This is a genomic window from Aliirhizobium wenxiniae, from assembly GCF_019511445.1.
GTDB lineage: Bacteria > Pseudomonadota > Alphaproteobacteria > Rhizobiales > Rhizobiaceae > Neorhizobium > Neorhizobium wenxiniae_A.
This window is the reverse complement of record NZ_JAEUAN010000019.1, coordinates 22,080-47,502: the sequence shown is the minus strand read 5'-3', so window position 1 is coordinate 47,502 and position 25,423 is coordinate 22,080. Positions and strand designations below refer to the sequence as shown.

Genomic DNA, 25,423 nt, shown 5'->3' with positions numbered 1-25,423 from the left:
TCGGAAAGCCTGATGCGTGAATTTAGAGACATCGAGCGTCCTTTGTGCGTCCATTCGGACGCACGGCGCTCTCGTGGAGAAACGACAATGTCGGACAAGAAGCTGGGCCGTGGCCGCATCTATTCCTCGATCACCGAAACGATCGGCGATACGCCGCTCGTGAAGCTGGACAAGCTGGCGAAGGAAAAGGGCGTGAAGGCCACTATTCTCGCCAAGCTCGAATTCTTCAATCCGATCGCCTCCGTGAAAGACCGTATCGGCGTCGCGATGATCGAGAGCCTGGAAGCGCAGGGCAAGATCGCGCCCGGCAAAACCACGCTTGTCGAGCCGACTTCGGGCAATACCGGCATCGCGCTTGCCTTTGCGGCAGCCGCGAAGGGTTACAAGCTGATCCTGACCATGCCGGAAACCATGTCCGTCGAACGGCGCAAGATGCTGGCGCTTCTCGGTGCCGAACTGGTGCTGACCGAAGGCCCCAAGGGCATGAAGGGCGCAATCGCCAAGGCGGAGGAGCTTGCCGCCACGCTGCCCGATGCAATCATTCCGCAGCAGTTCGAAAACCCGGCCAACCCGGAAATCCATCGCAAGACGACGGCCGAGGAGATCTGGAACGATACGGACGGCAAGGTCGATATCTTCATTGCAGGCATCGGCACCGGTGGCACGATTACCGGCGTCGGCCAGGTGCTGAAGGGCCGCAAGCCCGACCTCAAGGTCATTGCCGTCGAGCCGAAGGAATCGCCGGTGCTTTCCGGAGGCGAGCCCGGTCCGCACAAGATCCAGGGCATTGGTGCGGGTTTTGCGCCGAAAATTCTCGACACCAAGATCTATGACGAGATCGTCACGGTTGCCAGCACCGACGCATTGGAAACGGCACGCCATGTGGCCGCTCTCGAAGGCGTGCCGGTCGGCATCTCTTCCGGTGCCGCGCTGAAGGCAGCCATCGAAGTGGGCAGTCGTCCGGAAAATGCCGGCAAGACGATCGTCGTTATCATCCCCTCCTTCGCAGAGCGTTATCTTTCGACCGCACTGTTCGAAGGCTTGGGCGGCTAACCGTAACCCCTCAAGCCGCTGCGATGGCCAGCCGCTCGCTGGCCATGCGGTAGGAAATCGCTTCTGCCAGATGCAGCCGGCCGACGGTCGGCTTGCCGTCGAGATCGGCGAGCGTGCGGGCCACTTTCAACACCCGATGATATCCGCGGGCAGAGAATTTCAGTTTCTCCGCCGCATCCCTCAGCAATTGCAGGCCGGATGGATCGGGTTCCGCCACCTTTTCGATCAGCGCTGTAGAGCAACGGGCATTGGTGAGCGGACCTGACAGGCCTGCCGCGAGATATCGATCCTGCTGCAATTCTCTGGCTGCATGAACGCGTCTGGCGACATCGGCACTGCTTTCAGCCGGTGCCGGCCGGATAAGATCCGAGGCGGACACTGCCGGCACATCGATGCGGATATCGATACGATCCATCAGCGGAGCGGAAATGCGCGCCTGGTAATCGGCCGCACAGCGCGGACCTCTGGCGCAGGAGTGGCCGGGCTCGCCCGCCATGCCGCAGCGGCACGGGTTCATGGCCGCCACGAGCTGGATGCTGGCCGGATAGGAAACCCGGTGATTGGCACGGGCGATGACGCATTCGCCGGTTTCCAGCGGTTGGCGCAGGGCATCCAGCACCTGGGGCGAGAATTCCGGAAATTCATCAAGAAACAGGACGCCGTGATGGGCAAGCGACGCCTCGCCCGGCTTGGCCCGCAGGCCTCCACCGACAAGCGCCGCCATGGTCGCCGAATGATGGGGAGTGCGATAGGGCCGACGGTCAGAGAGCTTGCCGCCCGATAGCTGGCCGGCGATCGAATGGATCATCGACACTTCCAGCAATTCGGCGGCCGAAAGCGGCGGCAGGATGGAGGGAAGCCGTGCGGCTAGCATCGACTTGCCTGATCCCGGAGGACCGACGAAAAGCAGATTATGGCCGCCGGCCGCCGCGACTTCCAAGGCGCGCTTGGCGCTTTCCTGTCCCTTGATCTCGGACAGATCCGGCAGGTTGGCGGGAAGCGCGCGGATGGCCGGTTGCGGACGCGAGATGACCTGCGTGCCGCGAAAATGATTGGCGAGCGCGATCAGGCTGCGCGGCGCGATGATATCGACATCCGGCCCGGCCCATGCAGCCTCCGCGCCGCTGTCTGCCGGGCAGATCAAGCCCTTGCCGACGGCATTGGCGCTGATCGCGGCCGGAAGCGCACCGGCGACCGCCGCCAGCGTGCCGTCGAGGTTCAATTCACCGATGACGACATGATCGGACACGGCATCGCCCGGAATGGCGCCGAGTGCTGTCATCAACCCAAGTGCTATGGCGAGATCGAAATGCGAGCCCTCTTTCGGCAGGTCGGCGGGCGCAAGATTGACGGTTACCTTCTTTGCCGGCATGGCGAGGCCGGAGGCGTGGAGTGCGGCCTGCACCCGCTCGCGGCTTTCTGCAACCGCCTTGTCCGGCAGGCCGACGATATGCATGCCCATCTTGCCCGGCCCAACCATGACCTGAACATCGACCGGCACACCTTCTATGCCCTGGAATGCAATGGTACTGACGCGTGAAACCATGCCATTCGCTCCCCGAGATGAGGTCCGCACGATGGCCCTGCCCCCACGGCCTGCCTTCGCGCCACCACAACCATAAGCTGACACGTCATGCAAATTTAGACAAGAACAAAAATCGAACAAACGGAACAAAAAAGGCGCCGGTTAAGGCGCCTCTTTCTTCAAATGGTGGGATGAAACTCAGTTGAGCTTGGCTTCGATCGCATCCCACATCAGGCTCGCGACATCGGCACCGCCGAACTTTTTCACTTCGCGGATGCCGGTAGGCGAAGTCACGTTGATCTCGGTCATGTAGTCGCCGATCACGTCGATGCCGACGAAGATGAAGCCGCGCTCACGCAGAGCGGGTCCGATACGGGCGCAGATTTCCTTTTCGCGCGTCGTCAGTTCGGTCGGTTCGGCGCGGCCGCCGACATGCATGTTGGAGCGGCTATCGGTTTCCGCCGGTACGCGGTTGATTGCGCCCACCGGCTCGCCATCGACGAGAAGGATGCGCTTGTCGCCCTTGCGGACCTCTTTCAGATAGCCCTGCGCGATATAGGGCTCGCCGCGATACATCTGGCCGAACATTTCCAGAAGCGAGGTGAAGTTGCGATCGTCACGGGCGGAATGGAAGACGCCGGCGCCGCCATTGCCGTAAAGCGGCTTGAGGATGATGTCGCCCAGCTCCTGGCGGAACGCAGCGATTTCTTCGGGGTCACGCGAGATCAGCGTCGGCGGCATCAGGTCGGCGAATTCGGTGACGAAAATCTTTTCCGGCGAGTTACGCACCCATGCCGGGTCGTTGACAACAAGCGTCTTGGGGTGGATGCGCTCCAGAAGATGGGTGGAGGTGATATAGCCCATGTCGAAGGGCGGATCCTGACGCAGGAGCACGACGTCCATCTGCGAGAGATCGACGCGCTGCTTGTCGCCGAGAGTGAAATGATCGCCCTTGATGTCGCGAACCTGCAGCGGCTCTACGGCGGCAAAGATCTTGCCGTCGCGCATTGTCAGGCGGTCGGGCGTGTAGTGGAAAAGCTCGTAGCCGCGGGATTGGGCCTCCAAGGTCATTGCGAAGGTGGAATCGCCAGCAATGTTGATGCTGGAAATATGGTCCATCTGGATTGCGACCTTGCGAACATGCGCCATGAGTTTCGTCCCCGATAAAGATGCCGCCTGAATTCCAAGCTTGCCTGATTTAGGATGGCATAGGCCCGAAAGCAATGCGGCCGGGAACAATCCCGACCGCACAGATCAAACTCACGTAGATCCGGCGCTTCAGGCGACCGGTTCGGCCACTGATACGGTGGCTTTTGCGGGTGCATGTGCGTCCAGACGCTTGCCTGTCTCGGCATCGAAGAAGTGCAGCTTGGAGGGATCGACGGCGATCCGCATGTTGTCGGAAATCTCGGCTTCGCCGGAGAGCGCGATGGTGATCGCCTGATCGCCGACCAGGCCATGAGCAAGACGCTGCGAGCCGAGTTCCTCGACATATTCGACGGTGAACGGCATGCCATCAGCGGACGATACCACGCGCAGGTCTTCGGCGCGCAGGCCGACGGTGACGGCACCGGATGTCGGAGCGTAGCCGTTCAGCGAGATCTGCGACGGACCGATCGCGAGCCTGTCACCCTGCAGTTCCGCCTTGACGAGGTTCATCGCCGGAGAGCCGATGAAGCTTGCCACGAAAGTCGAGGCCGGTGTGTGATAGACATCGAGCGGCGAGCCGACCTGCTCGATCTTTCCGCCGTTGAGGACGACAAGGCGATCGGCAAGCGTCATCGCTTCGAGCTGGTCGTGGGTGACGTAGATCGAAGTCGTACCGAGGCGGCGCTGCAGGCGCTTGATCTCGCCGCGCATGGAAACACGCAGCTTGGCATCGAGGTTCGACAGCGGCTCGTCGAACAGGAAGGCAGCCGGCTTGCGGACAATGGCGCGGCCCATGGCGACGCGCTGGCGCTGGCCGCCGGAAAGCGCACGCGGCTTGCGATCGAGATACTGGGTGATTTCCAGCATGCGGGCGGCTTCCGCCACACGCGCATCGATCTCGGCCTTCGGCGTCTTGCGGTTCTTCAACCCGTATTCGAGGTTCTGGCGCACCGTCATATGCGGGTAGAGCGCATAGTTCTGGAACACCATGGCGATGTCACGGTCGGCCGGTTCGACCTGGTTGACCACGCGGTCACCGATCTTCACCGTGCCTTCGGAAATGTCCTCCAGGCCTGCGACCATGCGCAGAAGCGTGGACTTGCCGCAGCCCGATGGGCCGACCAGGACGATGAATTCGCCGTCCCTGATGTCGAGATTGATATCGGTGACGGCACGGACGCCGCCGGTATAGATCTTGCCAACGCTGCTGATGTCGATCGCGGCCATTTTATCGTTCCTTACTTGTCGCTTTCGGTCAGGCCCTTGATGAACCAGCTCTGGAAAATCACCACGATTGCCACGGGCGGAAGCATGGCGAGAACCGCCAGCGCAAATGCTTCGTTGTAATCGGGAATGTTCGAGCCGACCCAGACCTGCAGGATGGATTTGATGCCGCGCATCAACGTGAAGAAGCTCTCGTCGGTCGTCATCATCATCGGCCAGAGATACTGGTTCCAGCCATAGACGAACATGATGATGAAGATGGCGGCGATCATGGTGCGCGAGATCGGCACCAGGATGTCGATGAAGAACTTGAAGGGACCCGCGCCATCGATGCGGGCAGCTTCCAGCAGTTCCTCGGGCACGGACTTGAAGAACTGGCGGAAGTAGAAGGTGCCGGTGGCGGATGCCAGAAGCGGCACGATGAGGCCCGTGTAGCTGTTCAAGAGGCCGAGATCCGACATGACCTGATAGGAGGGCATGATGCGCACTTCGAGCGGCAGAAGCAGGGTGGTGAAGATCACCCAGAAAGAGAGCGTCGCCATGGGGAAGCGGAAATAGACGATGGCATAGGCGGCCATCATCGACAGGACGATCTTGCCGACGGCAAAACCGATGCCGAGGATCAGCGAATTCATCACCATGCGGGCACCGGTGATATCGCCGGTAAAGCCACCCTTCTGGGTCAGAACCTTCTCATAGGTGGCTATGAAATTGTCGCCCCAGGCAAGCGACAGGCCATTGCTGTGAATGTCTGCCGCCGTGTGGGTAGACGTCATGAAGGCGACTACGACCGGCATGCAGAGAAACAGTGCGCCGAGGATGAGGATGAGGTGATCGGTAAACCGTATTCGATACATGGCCTTATCCTCTCAATTGTAGTGGACGCGCCGCTCGATGAAGCGGAACTGGAAGATGGTGAGGACGAAGACGACGATCATCAGGATGACCGACTGAGCCGAAGAGCCGCCGATATCATTGCCGCGGAAACCATCGGCATAGACCTTGTAGACCAGCGTGACCGGGTTGTTAGCGGGCTTGTCCTTGACCATGACGTCGATGATGCCGAACGTGTCGAACAGCGCGTAGGTGACGTTGATGGTCAACAGGAAGAAGGCGGTCGGCGCCAGAAGCGGCAGGATGACGGTCCAGAAGCGGCGCAGGCCCGAGCGGCAGTCGATCATCGCCGCTTCGCGTACGGAGACCGGCACATTCTGCAGGCCCGATAGGAAGAAGATGAAATTGTAGGGAATCTGCTTCCAGACGGCGACAACCGTCATGGCGAAGGCTGTGTCGTAATAGTTGAGGCCCACCTGCATGTGCCAGCCGAAGTAAGACATCATCTTCACGAAGGGGCCGACATGCTGGTCAAAGATCATCATGCCGATCAGGCCCGAAACAGGGGCTGCGATGGCGTAGACGGCGATCAGCAGCGTCTTGTAGGTCGAGGCTCCGCGGATGACGCGGTCGGCTTTGACGGCGAGCAGCAATCCCAGCGAGAGCGACAGGAAGGTGACGAGCACGGTGAAGACGGCCGTGAACAGCGCGATCGACTGATATTCGGAACTGAAGATCACATCGGTGTAATTGCTTAAGCCCACGAAGGTCGAGCCGAAGCCGAACGGATCCTCAAGATAGAAGGACGAGTTCATCGCCTGTACCGAGGGCCAGTAGAAAAAGATGAAGATCACCGCGAGCTGCGGGAAAAGGAACAGATAGGGCAGAACGGGCGAGGTGAACTGCACACGCTTCATTTCTTCCGTCGCGACGGCGTTTTTTTTACGCGCGCTTTTCCCAAAACCGAGGCGGGACAGGAAACCGCCAAGCTGCGGCTGTGACGTCGTATAGGCCACGCGTTCTCCCCTTTCTTGCAATTACAAAAGAGCCCGCCCGCCCCTTGAGGGAGCGGACGGACGATGACGGGAGATGGCTATCAGCCGGCGGTCTTGGCGAAACGGGCGAGGAGGTCGTTGCCTTCCTTCTCGATGGTTTCGAATGCCTTCTGGACGGTCGTTTCGCCCGAGAAGATCTTGTTGTATTCGCGTTCCATGATGGAACGGATCTGCGGGTAGAAGCCGAGGCGGTAACCCTTGGACCATTCGCCCGACGGCAGCATCAGCTGCTTGATGCCGACTTCGGCAACCGGGGTCTTTTCATAGTAGCCTTCAGACTTGGCAAGCTCGTAGGCAGCCTTGGTGATGGCAACGTAACCGGTAGCCTGGTGGTAGAATTTCTGGACTTCCGGCGAGGTCAGGAACTGGAAGAAGTCGGCCGTGCACTTGTTTTCGGCTTCCGGCTTGCCGGCCATTGCGAAGAGTGCAGCGCCACCGATGAAGGTGTTGGTGCCGGCGCCCTGAATGCCCGACCAGTAAGGCAGGAAGTCAGCCGAGAACGGCATGGATGCGGTCTTCTGCAGGCCGCCGAAGGAACCGGAAGAACCGATCCACATGGCAACCTTGCCTTCTTCGAAAGGCTTCTGGTTGTCGTTCCAGCTTGCGCCGTAGAACTTGTAGAGACCGGCGTCAGACCAGGCCTTCAGCTTTTCGAACATCATGACAAGGTTCTTGTCGGTGAGGTTCATCTTGGTGTCGACAACGCTGTCGTAACCGTTGTTGTTGTTGGCGAACTGGATGTTCTGGCGCGAGAAGAAGTTCTCGGTGAACTGCCAGGTCAGCTGCGAAGCGGTCAACGGGATGAAGCCGGCTTCCTTGAGCTTCGGCGCAACGGCTTCAAACTCTTCCCAGGTCTTCGGCACTTCAACGCCGGCCTTTTCGAAAGCCTGCGGGTTGACGTACATGATCGGGGCCGACGAGTTGAACGGCATGCCGATGAACTTGCCTTCGCTGTCGGCGTAGAAATAACGAACGCCTTCGATGAAGGCTTCGCGGTCGAACTTGTAACCTGCGTTGTTGATCAGGTCTTCGGCGGCAACGGTCGCGCCCTTGGCGTTGATGATGGTGGCAGCACCGGCATCAAAAACCTGGAGGATGTTCGGCTGCTCGCCAGAACGGAAAGCGGCGATACCGGTTGCCAGAGCTTCTTCATAGGTGCCCTTGGAGATCGGCGTCAGAGCGCAAGCGGTCTGCGAAGCGTTGAACTTCTGCGAGATCTCGTTGATGACTTCACCGTTGCGGCCGCCCATGCCGTGCCACCAGGTGATGTTGGTTGCTGCGAGCGAGGATGTTGCAGACATAGCAACTGCCATCGCGGCCATCGAAAATTTCTTGATCATGGTCATGGTTACGTCCTCTCCGCCTTGGTTGGATCGAGGATCGCAATAGGGCCTGCTCGTGACAGGCTCTTAACAGTTCGATTTCAGATTTGTGACGTTTGCACAGCTTTGCAAAAACTTCATTCAGCCGTCAAAAAGCATCCGGAAAATGACGTGGCAAACGCCATGGCAGAACGGCGATAATGTCGTATCGAGCAGACAGAAGATGCGCGTCACGCCGCCGCGACAGCCAGATATCGCTGGCCGCCCTTATCCGTCTCTGCGTGTCGTAGCCCACAGCATCGATAGCATCACCTTCCCGCGCTCGGGCTTTCACCTCGACGAACAGAATGAGCGTCTTTCTGCGCGCAACGATATCGATCTCGCCAAGTCTGGTCCGGTGACGAAATGCGAGGATTTTATAGCCCTTGAGCAAAAGGTAGAGAGCCGCAAGATATTCGGCAACGTGGCCGCGCCGCTCGGCGCGACGGCGTTGATGCCGTTTATCTTCGGCACTCCGGCCCATCAGCCCCCATCCTTATCCTTCATGGCAACGAGCCGCTGGTAGAGATCTCTCTTGGAAAGCCCCGTCAGGCGTGCGGCCTCGGCCGCAGCCTTGGCCGCCGGCATCGAAGACGACAGCTCTTCGAGCAGCACATCGACATCGACGGCAGCCGGCACGTCATCATAAGCTGGCGGCCCGACAAGGAAGACGATCTCGCCTTTGACGTTGCGACCATCAAAGGCTTCGGCCAGTTCTCCCAGAGAGGCGCGGCTTATCTCCTCAAAAGCCTTGGTCAATTCGCGCCCGACACAGGCAGCACGGCCGGCACCAAGAACGTCAGCCGCGGACGCCAGCGTTGCAGCGATACGATGCGGAGATTCGAAAAATATCAATGTCGCCGGGATCTTCGACAGTTCCGCCAGCCGGTCGCGCCGTCCCTTCTCCTTCACGGGCAGGAACCCGGCGAACATGAAGGCATCGTTGGGGAGGCCGGAGGTAACCAGTGCCGCCAGAGGCGCAGATGCACCGGGAATGGGCACGACCTTGTAACCCGCCTCGATCGCCGATTGCCCCAGCCGATAACCCGGATCGGAAACAAGTGGCGTTCCGGCATCGGAAACCAGCGCGACGGACTTGCCCTCTTCCAGAGCGGCCAATAGCCTTGGCCCCATCTCGTCGGCATTATGCTCGTGATAGGCATAGGGCTTGTTGGCGATGCCGTAACGATCCAGCAGCACGCGGGTGACACGGGTATCTTCGCAGGCCAGCACATCCGCGCCCGACAGCGTTTCCAGCGCGCGCAGCGTGATGTCACCGAGATTGCCGATCGGCGTTGCGACGAGATAGAGCGCCGGCTCCAGCGGGCGCGAGGGAACGAAAGTGTTGGCGACGCGGTAGCCCCGGGTCGCTTCAGAGGGTCCAGCCACGAGCTTTTCAATTCAGTTGGATGATCATAAGCCCTTTATGGTCAAGGCGATGGCGGCCCGCAAGCGGCAGAGGGGCAAGTTTTCTGTGTGCAGGCCTGCCGCGAGTGCCGAAATGAAGCAGACTGCCCGCTTATCCTCTTGCGTTGAAAGGTCGATCTCTGCCATTTTGCCCCTCCACATCGTCCGGCTTATGAAAGCCGAAGAATATAAGGCGCCCCAGCTTTCGGGACGCCCAGGTCGAAAGCGGTTGAGTCCATGCGTATTACTCTCGAGCGGTCCAATCTTCTGAAATCGTTGAGCCACGTGCATCGCGTGGTCGAGCGCCGCAACACAATTCCGATCCTTTCCAACGTGCTGATGCGCGCTTCCGATGCCAGCGTCGAACTGAAGGCGACGGACCTCGATCTGGAGATCACAGAGTCCGTTCCGGCGATGGTCGAACAGGCCGGCGCCACCACGGTTCCTGCACATCTTCTTTATGAAATCGTCCGCAAGCTGCCTGACGGTTCGGAAGTGCTGCTCGCCACCAACCCGGATGGCGGATCGATGACGGTCCAGTCCGGCCGTTCGAAATTCTCGCTGCAATGCCTGCCGGAAACCGATTTCCCGGATCTGACCGCCGGCTCGTTCAGCCATACGTTCAAGCTCAAGGCGACCGATCTCAAGATGTTGATCGATCGCACCCAGTTCGCGATCTCCACGGAAGAGACCCGCTATTACCTGAACGGCATCTTCTTCCACACTATCGAGGCCGGCGGCGACCTGAAGCTGCGCGCCGTTGCCACCGACGGTCACCGTCTCGCACGCGCAGACGTGGAAGCCCCTTCCGGCTCCGAAGGCATGCCGGGGATCATCATTCCGCGCAAGACGGTCGGCGAGTTGCAGAAGCTGGTAGATGATCCGGAAGCACTGGTAACCGTTGAAGTTTCCGACGCAAAAATCCGCCTGACGATCGCCGACATCATCATGACGTCGAAGCTGATCGACGGCACGTTCCCGGATTACCAGCGCGTTATCCCGACCGGCAACGACAAGGAAATGCGCGTCGATTGCCAGACCTTCACCAAGGCAGTCGATCGCGTTTCGACCATTTCGTCCGAGCGCGGCCGCGCGGTAAAGCTTGCCCTGACGGAAGGCCAGTTGATGCTGACGGTCAACAACCCGGATTCGGGCAGCGCCACGGAAGAAGTCGCGGTCGGATACGACAACGATCCGATGGAAATCGGCTTCAACGCAAAATACCTGCTCGACATCACGGCCCAGCTTTCGGGTGACGACGCCATCTTCATGCTGGCGGATGCGGGTTCACCGACGCTGGTGAGAGATACAGCGGGAGACGATGCTCTCTACGTATTGATGCCAATGCGCGTATAAAACAATCGAGGCGGCCGGAAATTCCGAGCCGCCTTTTTTATGCCGCTTTCTAATTGCGACATTCTTGCCTGCCTTTGCGTCATGGACCTTGACCCCTGCGGCCAGACGACCAGATAGGCATGAAAACCGGGAGAGGTAACTAGATGGAATTACGCTTGAAGGAACGGCTCGGCCGGAAGTTCGACGAGGAAATCCGTTTCTTCAAGGGCTGGATGGATGGTCCGAAAAGTGTCGGTGCGATCTGCCCCACCTCTTCCGTCACCGCCAAGCGGATGGCAAGCGTCATCAATCCCTCGTCCGGTCTGCCCGTGCTTGAACTTGGCCCTGGCACAGGCGTTATCACCAAGGCAATTCTGGAACGCGGCATCGCACCTGAAAACCTGGTTTCGATCGAATATTCGACAGATTTCTACCAGAACCTGCTGAAAACCTATCAAGGCGTCCATTTCATCAATGGCGACGCCTTCGACCTCGACAAGACGCTGGGAGGGATGAAATCGGTGATCTTCGACAGCGTGATCTCCGCCATCCCGATGCTGAGCTTTCCGATGGAAAGCCGTATTGCGCTTCTGGAAGACCTGCTCGACCGCATGCCCGCCGGGCGCCCGGTGATGCAGATCACCTATGGTCCGGTCTCGCCGATCATCGCCAATCCGGATCGCTACAAGATCAAGCATTATGATTTTGTCGTGCGGAATATCCCGCCGGCGCAGTTGTGGACCTATACAAGGACCTGAATTCATACTCGCGTCAATCGTCCGATGTAAGCGGGATCGATCTCGATCCGCTCTGGAGTCCTGACCGACATGACCTTCGGCCTTTATATCACTCACCCGCAGGTGCGCATCGACCCGAAGGTGCCGGTGCCGCAATGGGGGCTTTCTGATATCGGCCGGCATCGTGCCCAGAAAGCTTCACAGCAGCCCTGGGCGCAAAAGCTCGGCCGGATCGTTTCAAGCGACGAGACAAAGGCGATCGAAACGGCGGAGATCTTGGCCGCCGTTGCTGATGTCTCGATCATGCTTGCTCCCGACACGCATGAAAATGATCGGTCGGCCACCGGTTTTCTGGCCCCGCCGGAATTCGAAGCGGCGGCAGACTGGTTCTTCGCCAATCCGACGGAGAGCTTCAAGGGCTGGGAAAAGGCCGTGGATGCGCAGGCCCGCATCGTTGCCGCTTTCGATCGCATACTTTCCGACCACAATCCCGACATGCCGATCGCCTTCGTCGGCCATGGCGGCGTCGGCACGCTTTTGAAATGCCATCTGCTGCAAACCCCGATCACAAGAAGCCATGATCAGCCAGGCGGCGGCGGAAATCTCTTCTGCTTCTCCCTTGCGGATCGCACCGTCTCGTGCGACTGGACCCCGATAGAAACATGGCAAGGGGAATGACCAACATGCAAGCGCGTGACCGACTGATCGTGGGCCTCGATATCCCGACCGTTTCCGAGGCCGAAAAAATGGTCGCCACGCTCGGCGATAGCGTCTCCTTCTACAAGATCGGCTACCAGCTGGTGTTTGCCGGCGGGCTGGAATTTGCCCGTGACCTTGCCAAGGACGGCAAGAAGATCTTTCTCGACATGAAGCTGCTCGACATCGACAACACTGTGGCGAAGGGCGTGGAGAACATTGCCAAGATGGGCATGACCATGCTGACGCTGCACGCTTATCCCAAGGCAATGCTGGCCGCAGTCGAAGCCGCCAAGGGATCGGATCTCTGCCTGCTCGGCGTCACCGTACTGACCTCGATGGATGCAGCCGACGTGACCGAGGCAGGCTATGCCCAGACCCCGGAACAGCTGGTCCGCACCCGTGCGGCGCAGGCACGCGACGCTGGCATGGGCGGCATCGTCTGCTCCGCGGAAGAATCCGCTGCCGTTCGCGAGATCCTCGGCACCGACATGGCAATCGTTACCCCCGGTATTCGCCCGAAAGGTGCCGATGCTGGTGACCAGAAGCGTGTCGTGACTCCATTCGACGCCTTGAAAGCCGGTTCCACGCATCTCGTCGTCAGCCGTCCGATCGTCAAGGCCGAGGATCCGAAAGCATCGGCAGAAGCAATTCTTGCGGAAATGCGCGAGGCTCTCTGGCCCGCCAACGACGCCTGAGGGTCTAGCCAACTAGCGATTGTTGGAGACCCGGTTGCCGGCGCCCTCATCGACGATCAGGTTCGGGGAGCCGCCGATCAGGCGGTTATCCGTAACGGTGTTGTTATTGGCGCCGTCGCTATGATCGAGACCTTCGAGCAGCATCTTGGGTTGGACGAGGCAGTAGCTGTTGAACATGCTCAGCCCTTCCCGGCTACCGATCCAGACTGCCGGCCGCGCAACCGGGACCTGATATTGAAACGTGTTGCCGCGGACGAGATTGCCCTGCGGCGACTGATGGCGGAACGTGCCGCCTTCGCCGCAATTTCGATAGAGATAGACCCCGCCGCTGAGCGGATTGACGAATGTGTTGTTTTCAATCCGATTGTTTGCCGAGCCATCGACGGCGATAACCTCGCGCCATTCGGGGCGAGCGGAAAATGTGTTGCCGACAATGACGTTTCCGGCTGATTCGGCATCGAGATAAACGACGGTCGAACTTGCCTTGCCGGTGAACCGGGAATTCTGCACCGTGACATTGGTCACGCCCGGCGCGAGATAGAGCGGTACACCGACACTGCCGGAGAATGTCAGGTTGTCGAGGAGAATGCCGGTCGGCGCTGCTGCCTGCGCCCTTTGTGTGTGACCGTCCCGGTTCGACGATGCCTTCACTTCCTTCGCCTGGCCGTTGTTGCCGAGCCCCTGGATGCGCAGATCTCCCTTTATCTGGCAGTTGCGGATGGTGATGTCGGTGGGCACGTCCCACTTGCCGTCATCGCCCTTGCGCGACTGGATCAGCACCGTCCTTGCCTTCGTCCCACTGCCGTCGATCATCGCCCCGTTACAATCAAAGACCACACCGGAGGAGCGGCTGCCCGAGAAGACGATACGCTGGGTGATCCTGTCTCCCTTGTTCAAGCTAACATCGCAGCGAATGTTGACCGGCTTTGCCTCCTTGCCCGCCGGCGCACGAAGTGCGTCCATGACATTCGCCGGGCAGGCATCGGCCCGCGCATCGGAAGCAACGAGTAAAAGCGGCGAGCCACCCGCCACAATTACAGCCGCCACGAAAGGGAATGCGTATCGCCGCATATTGACTTGCCTCCTGATTCGCCCGATTTCGGATAAGCCTAAACGGGAGAGGAGGATATTTCATGACCAAGGGATATTGGATCGCGCGAATGGATGTGCACGATCCCGAGCGCTACAAGGATTACGTGGCGGCTGCAAAACCGGCCTTCGAGAAATATGGCGCGCATTTTCTGGCGCGCGGCGGCGCAAGTGAAGAACTGGAAGGCACATCGCGCCATCGCAATGTCGTGATCGAGTTTCCATCGATGCAGGCTGCGATCGATTGCTATAATTCGCCGGAATATCAGGTGGCTGCAAAAATCCGACAGGAAGTTGCCGACGGCGAAATGGTGGTCGTCCAGGGGATCTGAAGTCACCCAGAGACTTGCGACATCTGAGGCGCGCAAGTCTCTTCCACCACGTTGAGGTTTAAGCTAAAGACCAATGAGTAAGAGACAGATTTCGGGGCAGACCATGACCGTAAATAATCTTCCGCCGCTTGTTACCGTTTTCGGTGGATCAGGTTTCGTAGGTCGCCATGTGGTTCGCTCGCTCGCCAAGCGCGGTTATCGCGTGCGCGTCGCGGTGCGCCGCCCGGATCTCGCCGGTTTTCTTCTGCCAGCGGGTTATGTCGGCCAGATTTCGCTGGTTCAGGCCAATCTTCGCTATCCGAAGTCGATCGAGCGTGCTGTCGAAGGCTCGGCGCATGTGATTAACTGCGTCGGCATTCTGTTTGAAAGCGGCCGCAATACGTTTGACGCCATTCAGGACGCAGGGGCCCGCGCGGTCGCCGAGGCGACAGCCAAGGCAGGTGCGAAGTTCACCCATATTTCGGCGATCGGCGCCGATGTGAATTCCGGCTCGTCCTATGCGCGCAGCAAGGGCCGCGCCGAAGCAAGCATCCTGTCGCTTATCCCCGAGGCCGTCATTTTGCGGCCGTCGATCGTGTTCGGACCGGAAGACAATTTCTTCAACAAGTTTGGTGCGATGGCTCGCCGGCTTCCGGCGCTGCCGCTGATCGGCGGCGGAAAGACCAAGCTGCAGCCCGTCTATGTCGAGGACGTGGCGGAAGTCGTTGCTCGTTCGGTCGATGGCACGCTGAAACCCGGCACGATCTACGAACTCGGCGGCGCTGAAGTGATGACATTCCGCGACTGTCTCGAGACCGTGCTGCGCGTGACCTGTCGCGAGCGCGCGCTGGTTTCGCTGCCTTTCGGGATTGCCTCGATGATCGGAAGCATCGCGTCCCTCATCCCGTTCGTAAAGCCACCGGTGACTGCCGATCAGATTGAGCTTCTCAAGAGCGACAATGTCGTCTCCGAGAACGCGATCAAGGAGGGACGCACGCTTTGCGGGCTCGGCATTCGTCCGGTTGTTCCGGGCTCCATCCTTGCCTCCTACCTGGTCCATTTCCGTCCGCACGGCCAGTTTACCGGCAGCGGCAAGGCGGCCTGACCTTATCTTTTGTCATTTCTGCTGCGCGCACTTCAGGTGCCTGCCTAACGGGCAGGCATCTCTAAAGCCTTGGATTTATGCAGCTTGACAATTGTCGATGTGGCATAAAGTCCTCACATGCAAATGAGTGTGCGTTAACCGCAGGTTTAGCAAAAACCGTTATTGAATTCAGAAGCGGTGACCAATAAATCGGTCGCACGAAATGAGTTCACTGCAATATCATCTATTTGAAAGGCGTCTTTCATGGGCAAGCCTATCGCCCTTTTCTTTGCATGCGCGGCACTTGTCATTCTCGCGGGTTCTTTCATGGCGCCCCAGACCGCTGCAAGCGGCAAAGAAGGTTGCGCTCCGGCTTACGGCGTCGATCCCTGCGCCACGGCATCCATTCCTCGCTAAGAATACCTGAAGAGCGGCGACAAGCCGGTCTTTCTTTAGCGCCGAACGCATCCGGCTTAGCTCTGATATTTAATGGCAGCGTAGCCGAGAGCTCCAGGAAAACCGGCCGCAAGACCCGCAATTCGCTCGGTTACCAGCAATTGCAATCGTTCTTAATTCTTTACTGACAAAATGCAGGCAGTTTGCGACTTGTTGCGAATTTATGCCGCTTGCTTGTGTTGGCCCTATCAAGTCCATATAGCTGACCTATGTCAGGCGGGCGCGATATAAGCCTACGCCACCCACACCCCGCACACGATAGCCGAAGCCCGATGCCCACCCTCTATCATCACCCCATGTCTTCCGCCTCGCGATTTGTTCGCCTGATCCTTGCCGAGTATGGATTTCAGGCCGATCTGGTGGAGGAACAGCCATGGGAAAAGCGGCGGGAATTCCTGAGCCTCAATCCGGCAGCAACGCTTCCCGTCTATGTCGATGACAGCATGCGGGTGCTCTGTGGCCCCTCGGTGCTGATGGAGTTTCTCGACGAAACCCATGGCGTGCTGAAACGCGAGCGCCGGCTTCTGGCGGAAGATCCCTGGCACCGCGCCGAAATCCGCCGGCTGACGGAATGGTTCCTGCAGAAGATGGAGCAGGACGTAACCCGTCCGCTCACCCGCGAACGGGTCTACAAGCTGCAGATGACGGCAGCGCAAGGCGGCGGCGCACCGGATTCAAAGGCGCTGCGCACCTCGCGCGCCAATATCCGTCAGCATATGAAGTATCTCTCCTGGCTTGCAGGATCGCGCCAGTGGCTGGCCGGTGAGCGGCTGAGCTATGCGGACCTTGCTGCCGCAGCCTCGATTTCCGTTCTCGACTATCTCGGTGAAATCGAATGGTCGGAATTCCCCATCGCCAAGGACTGGTACCAGCGGCTGAAGTCGCGCCCGTCCTTCCGCCCGATGCTTGCCGAGCGTATCCGCGGCCTGACCCCGGTCTCCCATTATGCGGACCTCGATTTCTAGCGCCGGAAAGAGCGAAGACGACAAGGCGCTTCGCCGGCGAGAGAAGCTGACTGCCTTCATTCGCGAGGAAGCCACCGCTCAAGGCTTCGACCTCTGTCGCATCACGCTGCCGACAAGCATTCCGCGTGCACCGGAGAGGCTCTCCGTATTTCTCGACGACAGCCATCACGGCACGATGGACTGGATGGCGGAGACGAAGGAACGTCGCGCCGATCCGAAGACGCTGTGGAGTGAAGTGCGCTCGATCGTGATGTTCGGGCTGAATTACGGCCCCGAGGAAGATCCGCGCTATCTCCAATCGATCAAGGACAAAGCGGCGATCTCCGTCTATGCCCGCAATCGCGATTATCATGACGTCATCAAGGGGCGATTGAAGGAAATCGCCACCCGATTTGCAGCGCGTGCGGGCGAGGATGTCAAAGTGTTCGTCGACACGGCACCCGTGATGGAGAAACCGCTGGCGGAGGCGGCAGGCCTCGGCTGGCAGGGCAAGCATACCAATCTCGTCAGCCGCAGCCATGGCTCCTGGTTGTTTCTCGGCAGCCTGTTCACCACCGCCGAGCTTTTGATCGACAGCCCGGAAAAGGATCACTGCGGTTCCTGCCGCGCCTGTCTCGATGCCTGTCCGACAGCCGCCTTCCCGGCACCATACCGGCTGGATGCGCGGCGCTGCATTTCCTATCTGACGATCGAGCACAAGGGGCCGATCGACCCGGAATTCCGGCCAATGATCGGCAACCGCATCTATGGCTGCGATGACTGTCTTTCCGCCTGCCCATGGAACAAGTTTGCGGCCAGCGCCTCCGAGATGAAGCTGAAGGCGCGCGAGGACCTGAAGGAACCGTCGATCGCCTTTCTTCTGACGCTGGACGACCCGACATTCCGAACCTTCTTTTCCGGCTCGCCGGTCAAACGCATCGGGCGCGACCGTTTTGTTCGCAACGTACTGATCGCAGCCGGCAATTCCGGTGATCGCCAGTTCATCGAGCAATGCCGTCTCCTGGCCGACGACCCCTCTCCCACAGTGCGCGGGATGGCAGTGTGGGCGTTGAGGCAGTTGATGGACGATGGCGCGTTTGCCGCATTCGCTGAAGGCCGCGCAGCAGATAATGATCCCGAGGTTCGCCGGGAATGGCAGATGGCAGGAGTGGATTGATGACTGTGATGATCTTCGGGTGCGGTTATTCGGGCAAGGCGATTGCAAAGGCCTTTGCGGCAAAAGGCTTTTCCGTTGCTGGTACGGTCCGCACGCCTGAAGGGGCCGAGGCGCTCGCATCACATCATATCAAGCCCTACATTTTCGACGGCACTGCGTTCAGCCCGGAATTGCTGGCGGCACTGCAGGATGCGACCCATCTCATCCAGTCGATCCCGCCCGGCAAGGAGCATGATCCGCTGCTGCAACTGGTTGCCGGTCGGCTTGCGGCGCTCTGCCCGAAGCTGAAATGGATCGGTTATCTGTCGACGGTCGGCGTCTATGGCGATCATGGCGGCGGCTGGGTGACGGAAGAAACGCCGGGTAGTCCGATCCTTGGCCGGTCGATCGAACGGGTCGGCACCGAAGAAGCATGGGCCGAGCAGGGTCGCATCGCTGGCGTGCCGGTCGCGGCGCTGCGCCTTTCCGGCATCTATGGACCAGGGCGCAACGCCTTCGTCAATCTCGACCGCGGCACCGCACGCCGCATCATAAAGAAGGATCAGGTGTTCAACCGTATCCGCGTCGAGGATATCGGCAGCGCCATTCTGTTCCTCGCGGAGCGCAATCTGGCCGGCATATATAATGTGACTGACGATGAGCCCTGCCCACCCCAGGACGTGATCACCGAGGCCGCGCGCCTGATGGGTGTCGAGCCACCGGCGGAAGTGGATTTCGAGACGGCCGAAATGACGCCGATGGCGCGCTCTTTCTACGGCGCCAACAAGCGTGTCTCGAATGAAAAAATCCGTTCGCTGGGCTTCAAGTTTGCATTCCCCAACTACCACATTTCACTCGCCCAAATGTGGTCCGACAATACCTGGCGCGGTTGAATTTCTCGTTTTAAAACGGTTGAAATTTCCATCCTCAGGCCGTCTGCGGGTTAATATTTCTTAATTCATACGGCAAAGCGCCACACAATTTGTCCAATTTGGGCAAAAAACCCGGTGCGACAACAAATTTTTTTCGCGCCATTTTGTGATCGCAAGCGGTCACGGAATCTTGCAGGAACGTAATTCCGTTTACCGACTGATTCCTAAGGTTTTATTCCAACATCAATTAGCCGGCTCGTTAAAAAGATCGATAGCAATGTAATCACAAATGTTACGTCTGTTAACATTCCGTGATTTTAAATCCCACGTTTTAGCCATTTTTGGCCTCGCCTTAGCCATTTGCACGCAACGTGCAGGGACTTAACGACGGGGACGACCGACTTGAAAACAGTTCGACGCCTAACTGCCGCCACGGCCGCCATTGCTGCTTTTGCACTTCTCGGCCAGGCGCCAGCCAATGCTGCGCCCGGATGCGGACACGCATCCTGGTATGCTTTGACCTCCAAGACCGCATCCGGTGAACGGATGAATGCGGCCAAGCTCACCGCCGCGCATCGCTCGCTGCCTTTCGGCACCAAGGTACTGGTGACCAACAAGCGCAACGGCAAAAGCGTGATCGTGCGCATCAACGATCGCGGACCGTTTATCCGCGGCCGGGTCATCGACGTATCCAAGGCTGCCGCCCAGAATATCGGCATGGTCCGCTCGGGCACGGCACAGGTCTGTTATCAGATCGTTGCCGACACCCAGAAGGTCGCCGGCAAGGGCATGAAGGGCGTCGACGGCTAAGCCATTCGCCACTTCAAACTCAAGGGACAGGCCCTGCTGCGGCGAGCCTCCCCCTTGCCCTTCTGCCCGATCGCGGTTACGACCGGCTCCATACGGGTTCAACCGATACGGAGTATGATATGCGACTGGGCGGGCGAGTAGCCGGAGCAACTGAAGTTCTGGCCGATATTGAAGCACGCAAACGCCCGGTGGCGGATGCACTGAAAGACTGGGGCCTTGCCCACCGTTTCGCCGGATCCGGCGACCGGGCAGCCATCGGCAACATTGTCTACGACGCGCTTCGCATGCGGCTTTCCCATGCCTGGCTGATGGATGACGAAAGCCCTGTTGCGCTTGCCTATGCCGTTCTGCTGCGCCAGTGGGGTTTCACCACCGAGACGCTTGCAGCCGAATTTGCCGACGACAAGTTTGCCCCTCCGGCGCTGACCGACTCTCATATTGCCGCTTTCTCCGGCCGTAATCTTGATGATGCGCCTTTGCATGTTCAGGGTGATATCCCGGACTGGGTGCAGCCCTCATTCGAAACCAATTTCGGCGACACCTGGCTTGCCGAGGCGAAGGCGCTTGCCGATCGCCCGACGCTCGATCTTCGCGCCAATACGCTCAAGGCCAATCGCGACAAGGTGGTGAAGGCGTTGGAGCGCTCCGGCGCGAAAGCTGCCGCGATTGCCCGCAACGGCATCCGCATCGCAGCCGGCGAAGGCGCGTCGCGCCTGCCGAACGTTACGGCGGAGCTTTCCTTCCAGAAAGGCTGGTTCGAGGTTCAGGACGAAGGCTCGCAGATCGTCGCCGATCTGGTGCAGCCCGGCGAACACGACCAGGTGCTGGATTATTGCGCCGGCGGCGGCGGCAAGACGCTCGCTATGTCGGCTGCAATGAACAACAAGGGTCAGGTTCACGCCTATGACGCCGACCGCAAGCGTCTTGCGCCGATCATCGAGCGCCTGCGCCGGGCCGGCACCCGCAATGTTCAGGTTCATGACGATCCGCGCCAGCTCGATTCCATGCGAGACAAGCTTGATGCCGTTCTCGTCGATGCCCCCTGCACCGGCACCGGTACATGGCGCCGTCGCCCGGACACCAAATGGCGGCTGACGCAGAAAAATCTCGACGAGCGGATTTCCCAGCAGCAGGACGCACTTGGCGAAGCGGCAAAGTTCGTCAAGCCGGGCGGAGCACTGCTTTACGTCACCTGCTCGGTGCTGCCGGAAGAGAACGATCGTCAGGTCGAGCGTTTCTGCGCCGAGAACCCGGCCTTCGCGATCACTTCCGTCGCTGACGATTGGACGAAAATATTCGGCGCTCAGGCGCCTCGTCCTCGCGTTACGGATGCAGGCACGATCACGCTGTCACCTGCAAGTACCGATACGGACGGATTCTTTTTCTGCCGCATGCAACGCAAGGTGTAAATTTCGGCCGCGCGGATCAACCATAACTTCAAATCGTTCTAAACTAGAACGTTTGACACCACTTTTAATTCGCGCCAAGAACTCTCATTGGCGACGTCGTGGGATCGACGCCGCGAAGGAGAGGGACATGACCCGCAAAACCTTGCTCGGCGCCGCTATGGCGCTTTTTGCCGCCTCGACGGTCTTCACTTCGATACCGGCCCGTGCAGACACTACCCCCGCAGCCGTGCTGAAGCACTATGCCGAATTGGCGCAGGCGAAATACGAGGACTCGCTGACGACGGCGCAGGCTCTCGACAAGGCAATCGACGAGCTGATCGCCAAGCCCAGCGACGCGACGCTGAAAGCCGCCAAGGCGGCATGGATTGCCGCCCGCGTGCCTTACCAGCAGTCGGAAGTCTATCGCTTCGGCAATCCGATCGTCGATGAATGGGAAGGCAAGGTGAATGCCTGGCCGCTCGACGAAGGCCTGATCGATTATGTCGATGCGTCTTACGGCACGGAAAGCGATGAAAACGCGCTTTACACCGCCAATGTGATCGCCAACCCGAAGCTCAAGATCAACGGCGAGGAAGTCGATCTTACCGAGATCACGCCGGAGACGATCCAGAGCCTGCACGAGGCGGGCGAGATCGAGGCGAATGTCGCGACCGGCTATCATGCGATCGAGTTCCTGCTCTGGGGACAGGATCTGAACGGCACCGAGGCAGGCGCCGGCAAACGCCCCTATACCGATTATGACAAGGCCAATTGCACCGGCGGTAATTGCGACCGTCGTGCCGCATATCTCAAGGCCGCGTCGACCTTGCTGGTTGCGGATCTCGGCGACATGGTGAAGGCCTGGGCGCCGGATGGCGACGCAACCAAGAATGTCGAAGCAGACGGCAATGCGGGTCTCATTGCAATCCTGACCGGCATGGGTTCGCTTTCCTATGGCGAGCTTGCCGGCGAGCGCATGAAGCTCGGCCTTTTGCTGCATGATCCGGAAGAGGAGCATGATTGCTTCTCCGACAACACCTACGCATCGCATCTCAACGACGCGATCGGCATCAAGTCCGCCTATACGGGTGAATATACCCGCGTCGATGGCACGAAGATGAAGGGTCCGTCGCTTTCCGATCTCGTTGCCGCCAAGGACAAGGCGCTCGACACGGAGATCAAGGGCAAGCTCGATGCGACGCTTGCGGCGATGAACGTCATGAAGGATCGCGCCCAGAAGGTCGAAGCCTATGACCAGATGATCGGCGAGAACAATGCCAAGGGCAATGCGGTCGTGCAGAAGGCGATCGACGGCCTGATCGACCAGACCAAGAGCATCGAACGCGTCATCGCATCGCTGGATCTCGGCAAGATCGAGCTTGAAGGTTCCGACAGCCTCGATAATCCTGACGCTGTCTTTAAATAATTGACGGAAAGGCGGCAGCCGCCACTCCAATGAAAAAGAACCCCTCCCCAACCCCTCCCCACAAGGGGGAGGGGCTTAACTTGCAGTCCTCCCGTCGACAGGATTTATCAGCCGATGGGCGTGATGCTTGCGTTCTCCCGCCTTGTGGGGGAGATGCCGGCAGGCAGAGGGGGCCTTGGTTCCGACTGGTCCTGCCTCTCATCTCCGGCGCGCTCGTGCTGGTGCCGCTGGTCGCAACCGGCAGCGACAGCCTGCTCCCTAAAGCGCGGACAGATCTCAATCCGAAGGATCTAAAACGCGTCATCAGCGTGACGAAGCCGACTACGGATTTTTCCAAGGCCGAGCAGTTCGAGACCATGTCCGGCGGTGCCGCGACGACCAAGGCGATCGTCAACGGCGACGCGTTCTCGCATTTTTCGCCGAACATCACCTTTGAGGAAGAGCAGACTTTCAAGCTTGGGAATGCGCTGTTCACCAAGCTCTGGGTGTCGTCCCCCTCCTCCACCCAGGCTTCCGACGGTCTTGGGCCGCTGTTTAATGCACGCGCCTGCCAGAGCTGTCACCTGAAGGATGGCCGTGGTCATCCGCCGGAAGGTGCGGCCGACGCAACCTCGATGTTTCTGCGGCTGGCGCGGCCTGCCCGCACCGACGACGAGCGCGAGGCGATCGGCGATTACCGCAAGCTGAATTTTCCCGACGCCGTCTATGGCGAGCAGTTTCAGGATCTGGCCGTTCCGGGCCTTGCCTCGGAAGGCAAGATGGAGATTTCCTATGAGGAAGTGCCGGTCACGCTCGGTGACGGCGAAGTGGTCAGCCTGCGCAAGCCGACCTATTCTGTTTCCAATCTCGGGTACGGACCTCTTGAAGGCGATGTGACGCTGTCGCCGCGCGTGGCCCCCCCCATGATCGGCATGGGGCTGATCCAGGCGATCCACGAAGCCGACATCCTGGCGAATGCCGATCCCGACGACAAGGATGGCGACGGGATATCCGGCAAGGCGGCGCTGGTGCGCGACCACATGACCGGCGAGTTAAAACTCGGGCGGTTCGGCTTCAAGGCGCAAAATGCCTCGATCCGCGACCAGTCCTCGGGTGCGTTTACCGGCGATATCGGCATTTCGACACCCGACACGCCGTTTTCGCATGGCGATTGCACCAAGGCGCAAGCCGCCTGTCTTGCGATGCCGACCGGCGTGCAGGAGCGGCTGGGGCCGGTCGAAGCGCCCGACCCGGTGCTGTCGCTCGTCACCTTCTATTCTGAAAACCTTGCCGTGCCGGCGCGTCGCAGTATCGACGACCCAACAGTGCTGAAAGGCAAGGAGATGTTCTATTCGGCCGGCTGCACCGCCTGCCACACGCCGAAATTCGTCACCCGCCGCGATGCCGGCAACAAGGCGCATGCCTTTCAGCTGATCTGGCCCTATTCGGATTTCCTCCTGCATGACATGGGCGAAGGATTGGCAGATGGTCAGCAGGTGGGCGTGGCGAACGGGCAGGAATGGCGCACCCAGCCGCTCTGGGGCATCGGGTTGACCAAGACCGTCAACAACCACACCTTCTTCCTGCATGACGGGCGTGCCCGCAATCTCACCGAAGCGATCCTCTGGCATGGCGGCGAGGCGGAAGCCGCACGCAGCGCCTTTGCAGCCATGGACAAACAGGATCGCACCGCCCTTCTCACCTTCCTGGAGTCGCTCTGATGCGCAAAACCTTCGCCTCCGGCCTGATCGCACTGCTTCCAGCGATCTTTGCCCCCGCCGCCTTTGCGCAGGAGGCCGATACCGCACCAACGGTCGAACTGCCGGCAGCGACCGTCAGCAAGGTGATGACGGCTGCGGTCGATAGTTTCATCCGGCCGGGTTACGATGCGTTCCAGACATCGGCCGAAGACATGACGGCAACGATGAAGACGCTTTGCGCGGCGCCGTCTCAGGCCAATTACGATGCCGCAAAGACCGGCTTCGGCAAGCTTGCCGCCAATTGGGCGCATATCGAGATCGTCCGCACCGGCCCGGTGATCGAGCAGAACCGCTTTGAGCGCATCCTGTTTTATCCCGACCGCAAGAGCACCGGCCTGAAACAGGTCCAGGCGGTTCTTGCCAAATCCGACGAAACCGCCACCGATCCGAAGACGCTTGCCACCAAGAGCGTCGCAACGCAGGGGCTCGGCGCTCTGGAATATCTTCTCTTTGGAACCGGCTCGGATACGCTTGTCACCGGAAATGACTTCCGTTGCCGTTACAGCGCTGCCGTCGCCGAAAATGTCGGGAATGTCGCCGCCGAGATTTCCGGCATATGGGATGCGCCGGACGGCATCCAGAAGGCCTGGGAGCAACCGGGAGCCGACAACCCTGCCTTCCGCACCGGCAGCGAAGCTATCACCGGCCTGCTCGGCATTCTGGTCCACGGTGCCGAAGCGGTGCGAGATCAGCGGATCGAGACCTTCTACAAGGGCGCCGACAAGGCGAAATTCCCCAAACAGGCGCTATTCTGGCGCTCGGAAAATACCTGGCCTATGGTCAAGGCCAACCTCGATGGGCTGTCCGCACTTTTGACGACATCCGGCATGGTGGAGCTTCTGCCGGAAAAGGACCGAGTGATTGTGGCTGCCACCGAAGAGAAGCTCAAATCCATGTCCACCCTTGCAAGCGGCATGACACCCGATCTTGAGAAGGCCGTGGAAGATTCCGCGGACCGTAAAAAACTGGACACACTGCTTGCCGACGGCAAGGATGTGATCGCCAAGCTCAATGACGGATATGGCGGCGCAATCGGCCTGTCATCCGGCTTCTCCTTCGCCGACGGGGACTGAC

General features: G+C 59.6%; 25 protein-coding genes. 15 read left to right on the top strand and 10 right to left on the bottom strand.

Annotated elements, in window-relative coordinates; all coding sequences use genetic code 11:
• The first annotated feature begins 87 nt into the window (after positions 1-87).
• Positions 88-1,053, top strand: a complete 966-nt coding sequence (gene cysK, locus JNB91_RS21445) for a cysteine synthase A (RefSeq protein WP_220327517.1) — start codon at positions 88-90, stop codon at positions 1,051-1,053.
• Positions 1,054-1,063: 10 nt separating this feature from the next.
• On the opposite strand, the gene JNB91_RS21440 is transcribed toward cysK, so the two are convergent.
• The 9 genes from JNB91_RS21440 to JNB91_RS21400 form a co-directional block, all read right to left on the bottom strand.
• Complete coding sequence (locus JNB91_RS21440) at positions 1,064-2,599, bottom strand: YifB family Mg chelatase-like AAA ATPase (protein WP_220327516.1); 1,536 nt, start codon at positions 2,597-2,599, stop codon at positions 1,064-1,066.
• Between the two features lie 177 nt (positions 2,600-2,776).
• Positions 2,777-3,727, bottom strand: a complete 951-nt coding sequence (gshB, locus tag JNB91_RS21435) for a glutathione synthase (RefSeq protein WP_112507086.1) — start codon at positions 3,725-3,727, stop codon at positions 2,777-2,779.
• 129 nt (positions 3,728-3,856) lie between these two features.
• Positions 3,857-4,954 (bottom strand): sn-glycerol-3-phosphate import ATP-binding protein UgpC, encoded by a 1,098-nt coding sequence (locus JNB91_RS21430; protein ID WP_220327515.1) that lies wholly within the window; start codon positions 4,952-4,954, stop codon positions 3,857-3,859.
• 11 nt (positions 4,955-4,965) lie between these two features.
• Complete coding sequence (locus JNB91_RS21425; protein WP_220327514.1) at positions 4,966-5,808, bottom strand: ABC transporter permease subunit; 843 nt, start codon at positions 5,806-5,808, stop codon at positions 4,966-4,968.
• 12 nt (positions 5,809-5,820) lie between these two features.
• Complete coding sequence (locus tag JNB91_RS21420; RefSeq protein ID WP_346269378.1) at positions 5,821-6,801, bottom strand: ABC transporter permease subunit; 981 nt, start codon at positions 6,799-6,801, stop codon at positions 5,821-5,823.
• Between the two features lie 80 nt (positions 6,802-6,881).
• Entirely contained in the window at positions 6,882-8,180 is a 1,299-nt protein-coding gene (locus tag JNB91_RS21415) for an extracellular solute-binding protein (protein WP_220327596.1), read from the bottom strand.
• Positions 8,181-8,310: 130 nt separating this feature from the next.
• Positions 8,311-8,685 (bottom strand): YraN family protein, encoded by a 375-nt coding sequence (locus JNB91_RS21410; RefSeq protein ID WP_220327513.1) that lies wholly within the window; start codon positions 8,683-8,685, stop codon positions 8,311-8,313.
• On the bottom strand, positions 8,685-9,590 hold the full coding sequence (gene rsmI / locus JNB91_RS21405) for a 16S rRNA (cytidine(1402)-2'-O)-methyltransferase (protein ID WP_220327512.1): 906 nt from the start codon (positions 9,588-9,590) through the stop codon (positions 8,685-8,687). The genes JNB91_RS21410 and rsmI overlap by 1 nt, the downstream gene beginning before the upstream one ends.
• A 24-nt stretch (positions 9,591-9,614) precedes the next feature.
• Positions 9,615-9,755: a hypothetical protein gene (locus tag JNB91_RS21400; RefSeq protein WP_220327511.1), complete on the bottom strand. Its 141-nt coding sequence runs from the start codon at positions 9,753-9,755 to the stop codon at positions 9,615-9,617.
• A 90-nt stretch (positions 9,756-9,845) separates the two neighbouring features.
• On the opposite strand from JNB91_RS21400, the gene dnaN reads away from it, so the two are divergent.
• From dnaN to pyrF, 4 genes are all read left to right on the top strand, one after another.
• The gene (gene dnaN / locus JNB91_RS21395) at positions 9,846-10,964 is read left to right on the top strand and encodes a DNA polymerase III subunit beta (RefSeq protein WP_220327510.1); all 1,119 of its coding nucleotides are present in this window, start codon (positions 9,846-9,848) and stop codon (positions 10,962-10,964) included.
• A 143-nt stretch (positions 10,965-11,107) separates the two neighbouring features.
• Positions 11,108-11,701, top strand: a complete 594-nt coding sequence (pmtA, locus tag JNB91_RS21390; RefSeq protein WP_220327509.1) for a phospholipid N-methyltransferase PmtA — start codon at positions 11,108-11,110, stop codon at positions 11,699-11,701.
• Between the two features lie 69 nt (positions 11,702-11,770).
• Entirely contained in the window at positions 11,771-12,358 is a 588-nt protein-coding gene (locus JNB91_RS21385) for a histidine phosphatase family protein (protein ID WP_220327508.1), read from the top strand.
• A gap of 5 nt (positions 12,359-12,363) precedes the next feature.
• Positions 12,364-13,074 carry an orotidine-5'-phosphate decarboxylase gene (pyrF, locus tag JNB91_RS21380; protein WP_220327595.1) on the top strand — a complete coding sequence of 237 codons (711 nt, stop codon included), beginning with the start codon at positions 12,364-12,366 and terminating at the stop codon, positions 13,072-13,074.
• A 12-nt stretch (positions 13,075-13,086) separates the two neighbouring features.
• Here pyrF and JNB91_RS21375 read toward each other — a convergent pair whose 3' ends face one another.
• Positions 13,087-14,121: a NosD domain-containing protein gene (locus JNB91_RS21375; RefSeq protein WP_346269377.1), complete on the bottom strand. Its 1,035-nt coding sequence runs from the start codon at positions 14,119-14,121 to the stop codon at positions 13,087-13,089.
• A gap of 86 nt (positions 14,122-14,207) precedes the next feature.
• Here JNB91_RS21375 and JNB91_RS21370 point away from each other — a divergent pair, with 86 nt between their 5' ends.
• The 10 genes from JNB91_RS21370 (at position 14,208) to JNB91_RS21325 (ending at position 25,422) form a co-directional block, all read left to right on the top strand.
• The gene (locus JNB91_RS21370) at positions 14,208-14,495 is read left to right on the top strand and encodes a DUF1330 domain-containing protein (RefSeq protein ID WP_220327506.1); all 288 of its coding nucleotides are present in this window, start codon (positions 14,208-14,210) and stop codon (positions 14,493-14,495) included.
• A 103-nt stretch (positions 14,496-14,598) separates the two neighbouring features.
• The gene (locus tag JNB91_RS21365) at positions 14,599-15,579 is read left to right on the top strand and encodes a complex I NDUFA9 subunit family protein (protein ID WP_220327505.1); all 981 of its coding nucleotides are present in this window, start codon (positions 14,599-14,601) and stop codon (positions 15,577-15,579) included.
• A gap of 707 nt (positions 15,580-16,286) precedes the next feature.
• Complete coding sequence (locus JNB91_RS21360) at positions 16,287-16,979, top strand: glutathione S-transferase family protein (RefSeq protein ID WP_220327504.1); 693 nt, start codon at positions 16,287-16,289, stop codon at positions 16,977-16,979.
• A complete protein-coding gene (queG, locus tag JNB91_RS21355; protein ID WP_220327503.1) occupies positions 16,960-18,135 on the top strand; it encodes a tRNA epoxyqueuosine(34) reductase QueG in 1,176 nt (391 codons plus the stop codon). Before JNB91_RS21360 ends, queG begins: the two co-directional genes overlap by 20 nt.
• Positions 18,135-19,007, top strand: a complete 873-nt coding sequence (locus tag JNB91_RS21350; protein ID WP_220327502.1) for an SDR family oxidoreductase — start codon at positions 18,135-18,137, stop codon at positions 19,005-19,007. Before queG ends, JNB91_RS21350 begins: the two co-directional genes overlap by 1 nt.
• A gap of 381 nt (positions 19,008-19,388) precedes the next feature.
• Entirely contained in the window at positions 19,389-19,796 is a 408-nt protein-coding gene (locus JNB91_RS21345; RefSeq protein WP_220327501.1) for a septal ring lytic transglycosylase RlpA family protein, read from the top strand.
• 119 nt (positions 19,797-19,915) lie between these two features.
• Positions 19,916-21,205 (top strand): RsmB/NOP family class I SAM-dependent RNA methyltransferase, encoded by a 1,290-nt coding sequence (locus tag JNB91_RS21340; RefSeq protein WP_220327500.1) that lies wholly within the window; start codon positions 19,916-19,918, stop codon positions 21,203-21,205.
• Positions 21,206-21,332: 127 nt separating this feature from the next.
• The gene (locus JNB91_RS21335; protein WP_220327499.1) at positions 21,333-22,610 is read left to right on the top strand and encodes an imelysin family protein; all 1,278 of its coding nucleotides are present in this window, start codon (positions 21,333-21,335) and stop codon (positions 22,608-22,610) included.
• A gap of 215 nt (positions 22,611-22,825) precedes the next feature.
• Positions 22,826-24,310 carry a di-heme oxidoreductase family protein gene (locus tag JNB91_RS21330; protein WP_430736334.1) on the top strand — a complete coding sequence of 495 codons (1,485 nt, stop codon included), beginning with the start codon at positions 22,826-22,828 and terminating at the stop codon, positions 24,308-24,310.
• On the top strand, positions 24,310-25,422 hold the full coding sequence (locus JNB91_RS21325) for an imelysin family protein (protein ID WP_220327497.1): 1,113 nt from the start codon (positions 24,310-24,312) through the stop codon (positions 25,420-25,422). The genes JNB91_RS21330 and JNB91_RS21325 overlap by 1 nt, the downstream gene beginning before the upstream one ends.
• Position 25,423 lies beyond the last annotated feature (1 nt).

Bases quoted from the DNA above. Each gene is read 5' to 3' on its own strand.
- cysK (WP_220327517.1), top strand. From the start codon at position 88: ATGTCGGACAAGAAGCTGGGCCGTGGCCGCATCTATTCCTCGATCACC.
- JNB91_RS21440 (WP_220327516.1), bottom strand. From the start codon at position 2,599: ATGGTTTCACGCGTCAGTACCATTGCATTCCAGGGCATAGAAGGTGTG.
- gshB (WP_112507086.1), bottom strand. From the start codon at position 3,727: ATGGCGCATGTTCGCAAGGTCGCAATCCAGATGGACCATATTTCCAGC.
- JNB91_RS21430 (WP_220327515.1), bottom strand. From the start codon at position 4,954: ATGGCCGCGATCGACATCAGCAGCGTTGGCAAGATCTATACCGGCGGC.
- JNB91_RS21425 (WP_220327514.1), bottom strand. From the start codon at position 5,808: ATGTATCGAATACGGTTTACCGATCACCTCATCCTCATCCTCGGCGCA.
- JNB91_RS21415 (WP_220327596.1), bottom strand. From the start codon at position 8,180: ATGATCAAGAAATTTTCGATGGCCGCGATGGCAGTTGCTATGTCTGCA.
- JNB91_RS21410 (WP_220327513.1), bottom strand. From the start codon at position 8,685: ATGGGCCGGAGTGCCGAAGATAAACGGCATCAACGCCGTCGCGCCGAG.
- JNB91_RS21400 (WP_220327511.1), bottom strand. From the start codon at position 9,755: ATGGCAGAGATCGACCTTTCAACGCAAGAGGATAAGCGGGCAGTCTGC.
- dnaN (WP_220327510.1), top strand. From the start codon at position 9,846: ATGCGTATTACTCTCGAGCGGTCCAATCTTCTGAAATCGTTGAGCCAC.
- pmtA (WP_220327509.1), top strand. From the start codon at position 11,108: ATGGAATTACGCTTGAAGGAACGGCTCGGCCGGAAGTTCGACGAGGAA.
- JNB91_RS21385 (WP_220327508.1), top strand. From the start codon at position 11,771: ATGACCTTCGGCCTTTATATCACTCACCCGCAGGTGCGCATCGACCCG.
- pyrF (WP_220327595.1), top strand. From the start codon at position 12,364: ATGCAAGCGCGTGACCGACTGATCGTGGGCCTCGATATCCCGACCGTT.
- JNB91_RS21370 (WP_220327506.1), top strand. From the start codon at position 14,208: ATGACCAAGGGATATTGGATCGCGCGAATGGATGTGCACGATCCCGAG.
- JNB91_RS21365 (WP_220327505.1), top strand. From the start codon at position 14,599: ATGACCGTAAATAATCTTCCGCCGCTTGTTACCGTTTTCGGTGGATCA.
- JNB91_RS21360 (WP_220327504.1), top strand. From the start codon at position 16,287: ATGCCCACCCTCTATCATCACCCCATGTCTTCCGCCTCGCGATTTGTT.
- queG (WP_220327503.1), top strand. From the start codon at position 16,960: ATGCGGACCTCGATTTCTAGCGCCGGAAAGAGCGAAGACGACAAGGCG.
- JNB91_RS21350 (WP_220327502.1), top strand. From the start codon at position 18,135: ATGACTGTGATGATCTTCGGGTGCGGTTATTCGGGCAAGGCGATTGCA.
- JNB91_RS21340 (WP_220327500.1), top strand. From the start codon at position 19,916: ATGCGACTGGGCGGGCGAGTAGCCGGAGCAACTGAAGTTCTGGCCGAT.
- JNB91_RS21335 (WP_220327499.1), top strand. From the start codon at position 21,333: ATGACCCGCAAAACCTTGCTCGGCGCCGCTATGGCGCTTTTTGCCGCC.
- JNB91_RS21325 (WP_220327497.1), top strand. From the start codon at position 24,310: ATGCGCAAAACCTTCGCCTCCGGCCTGATCGCACTGCTTCCAGCGATC.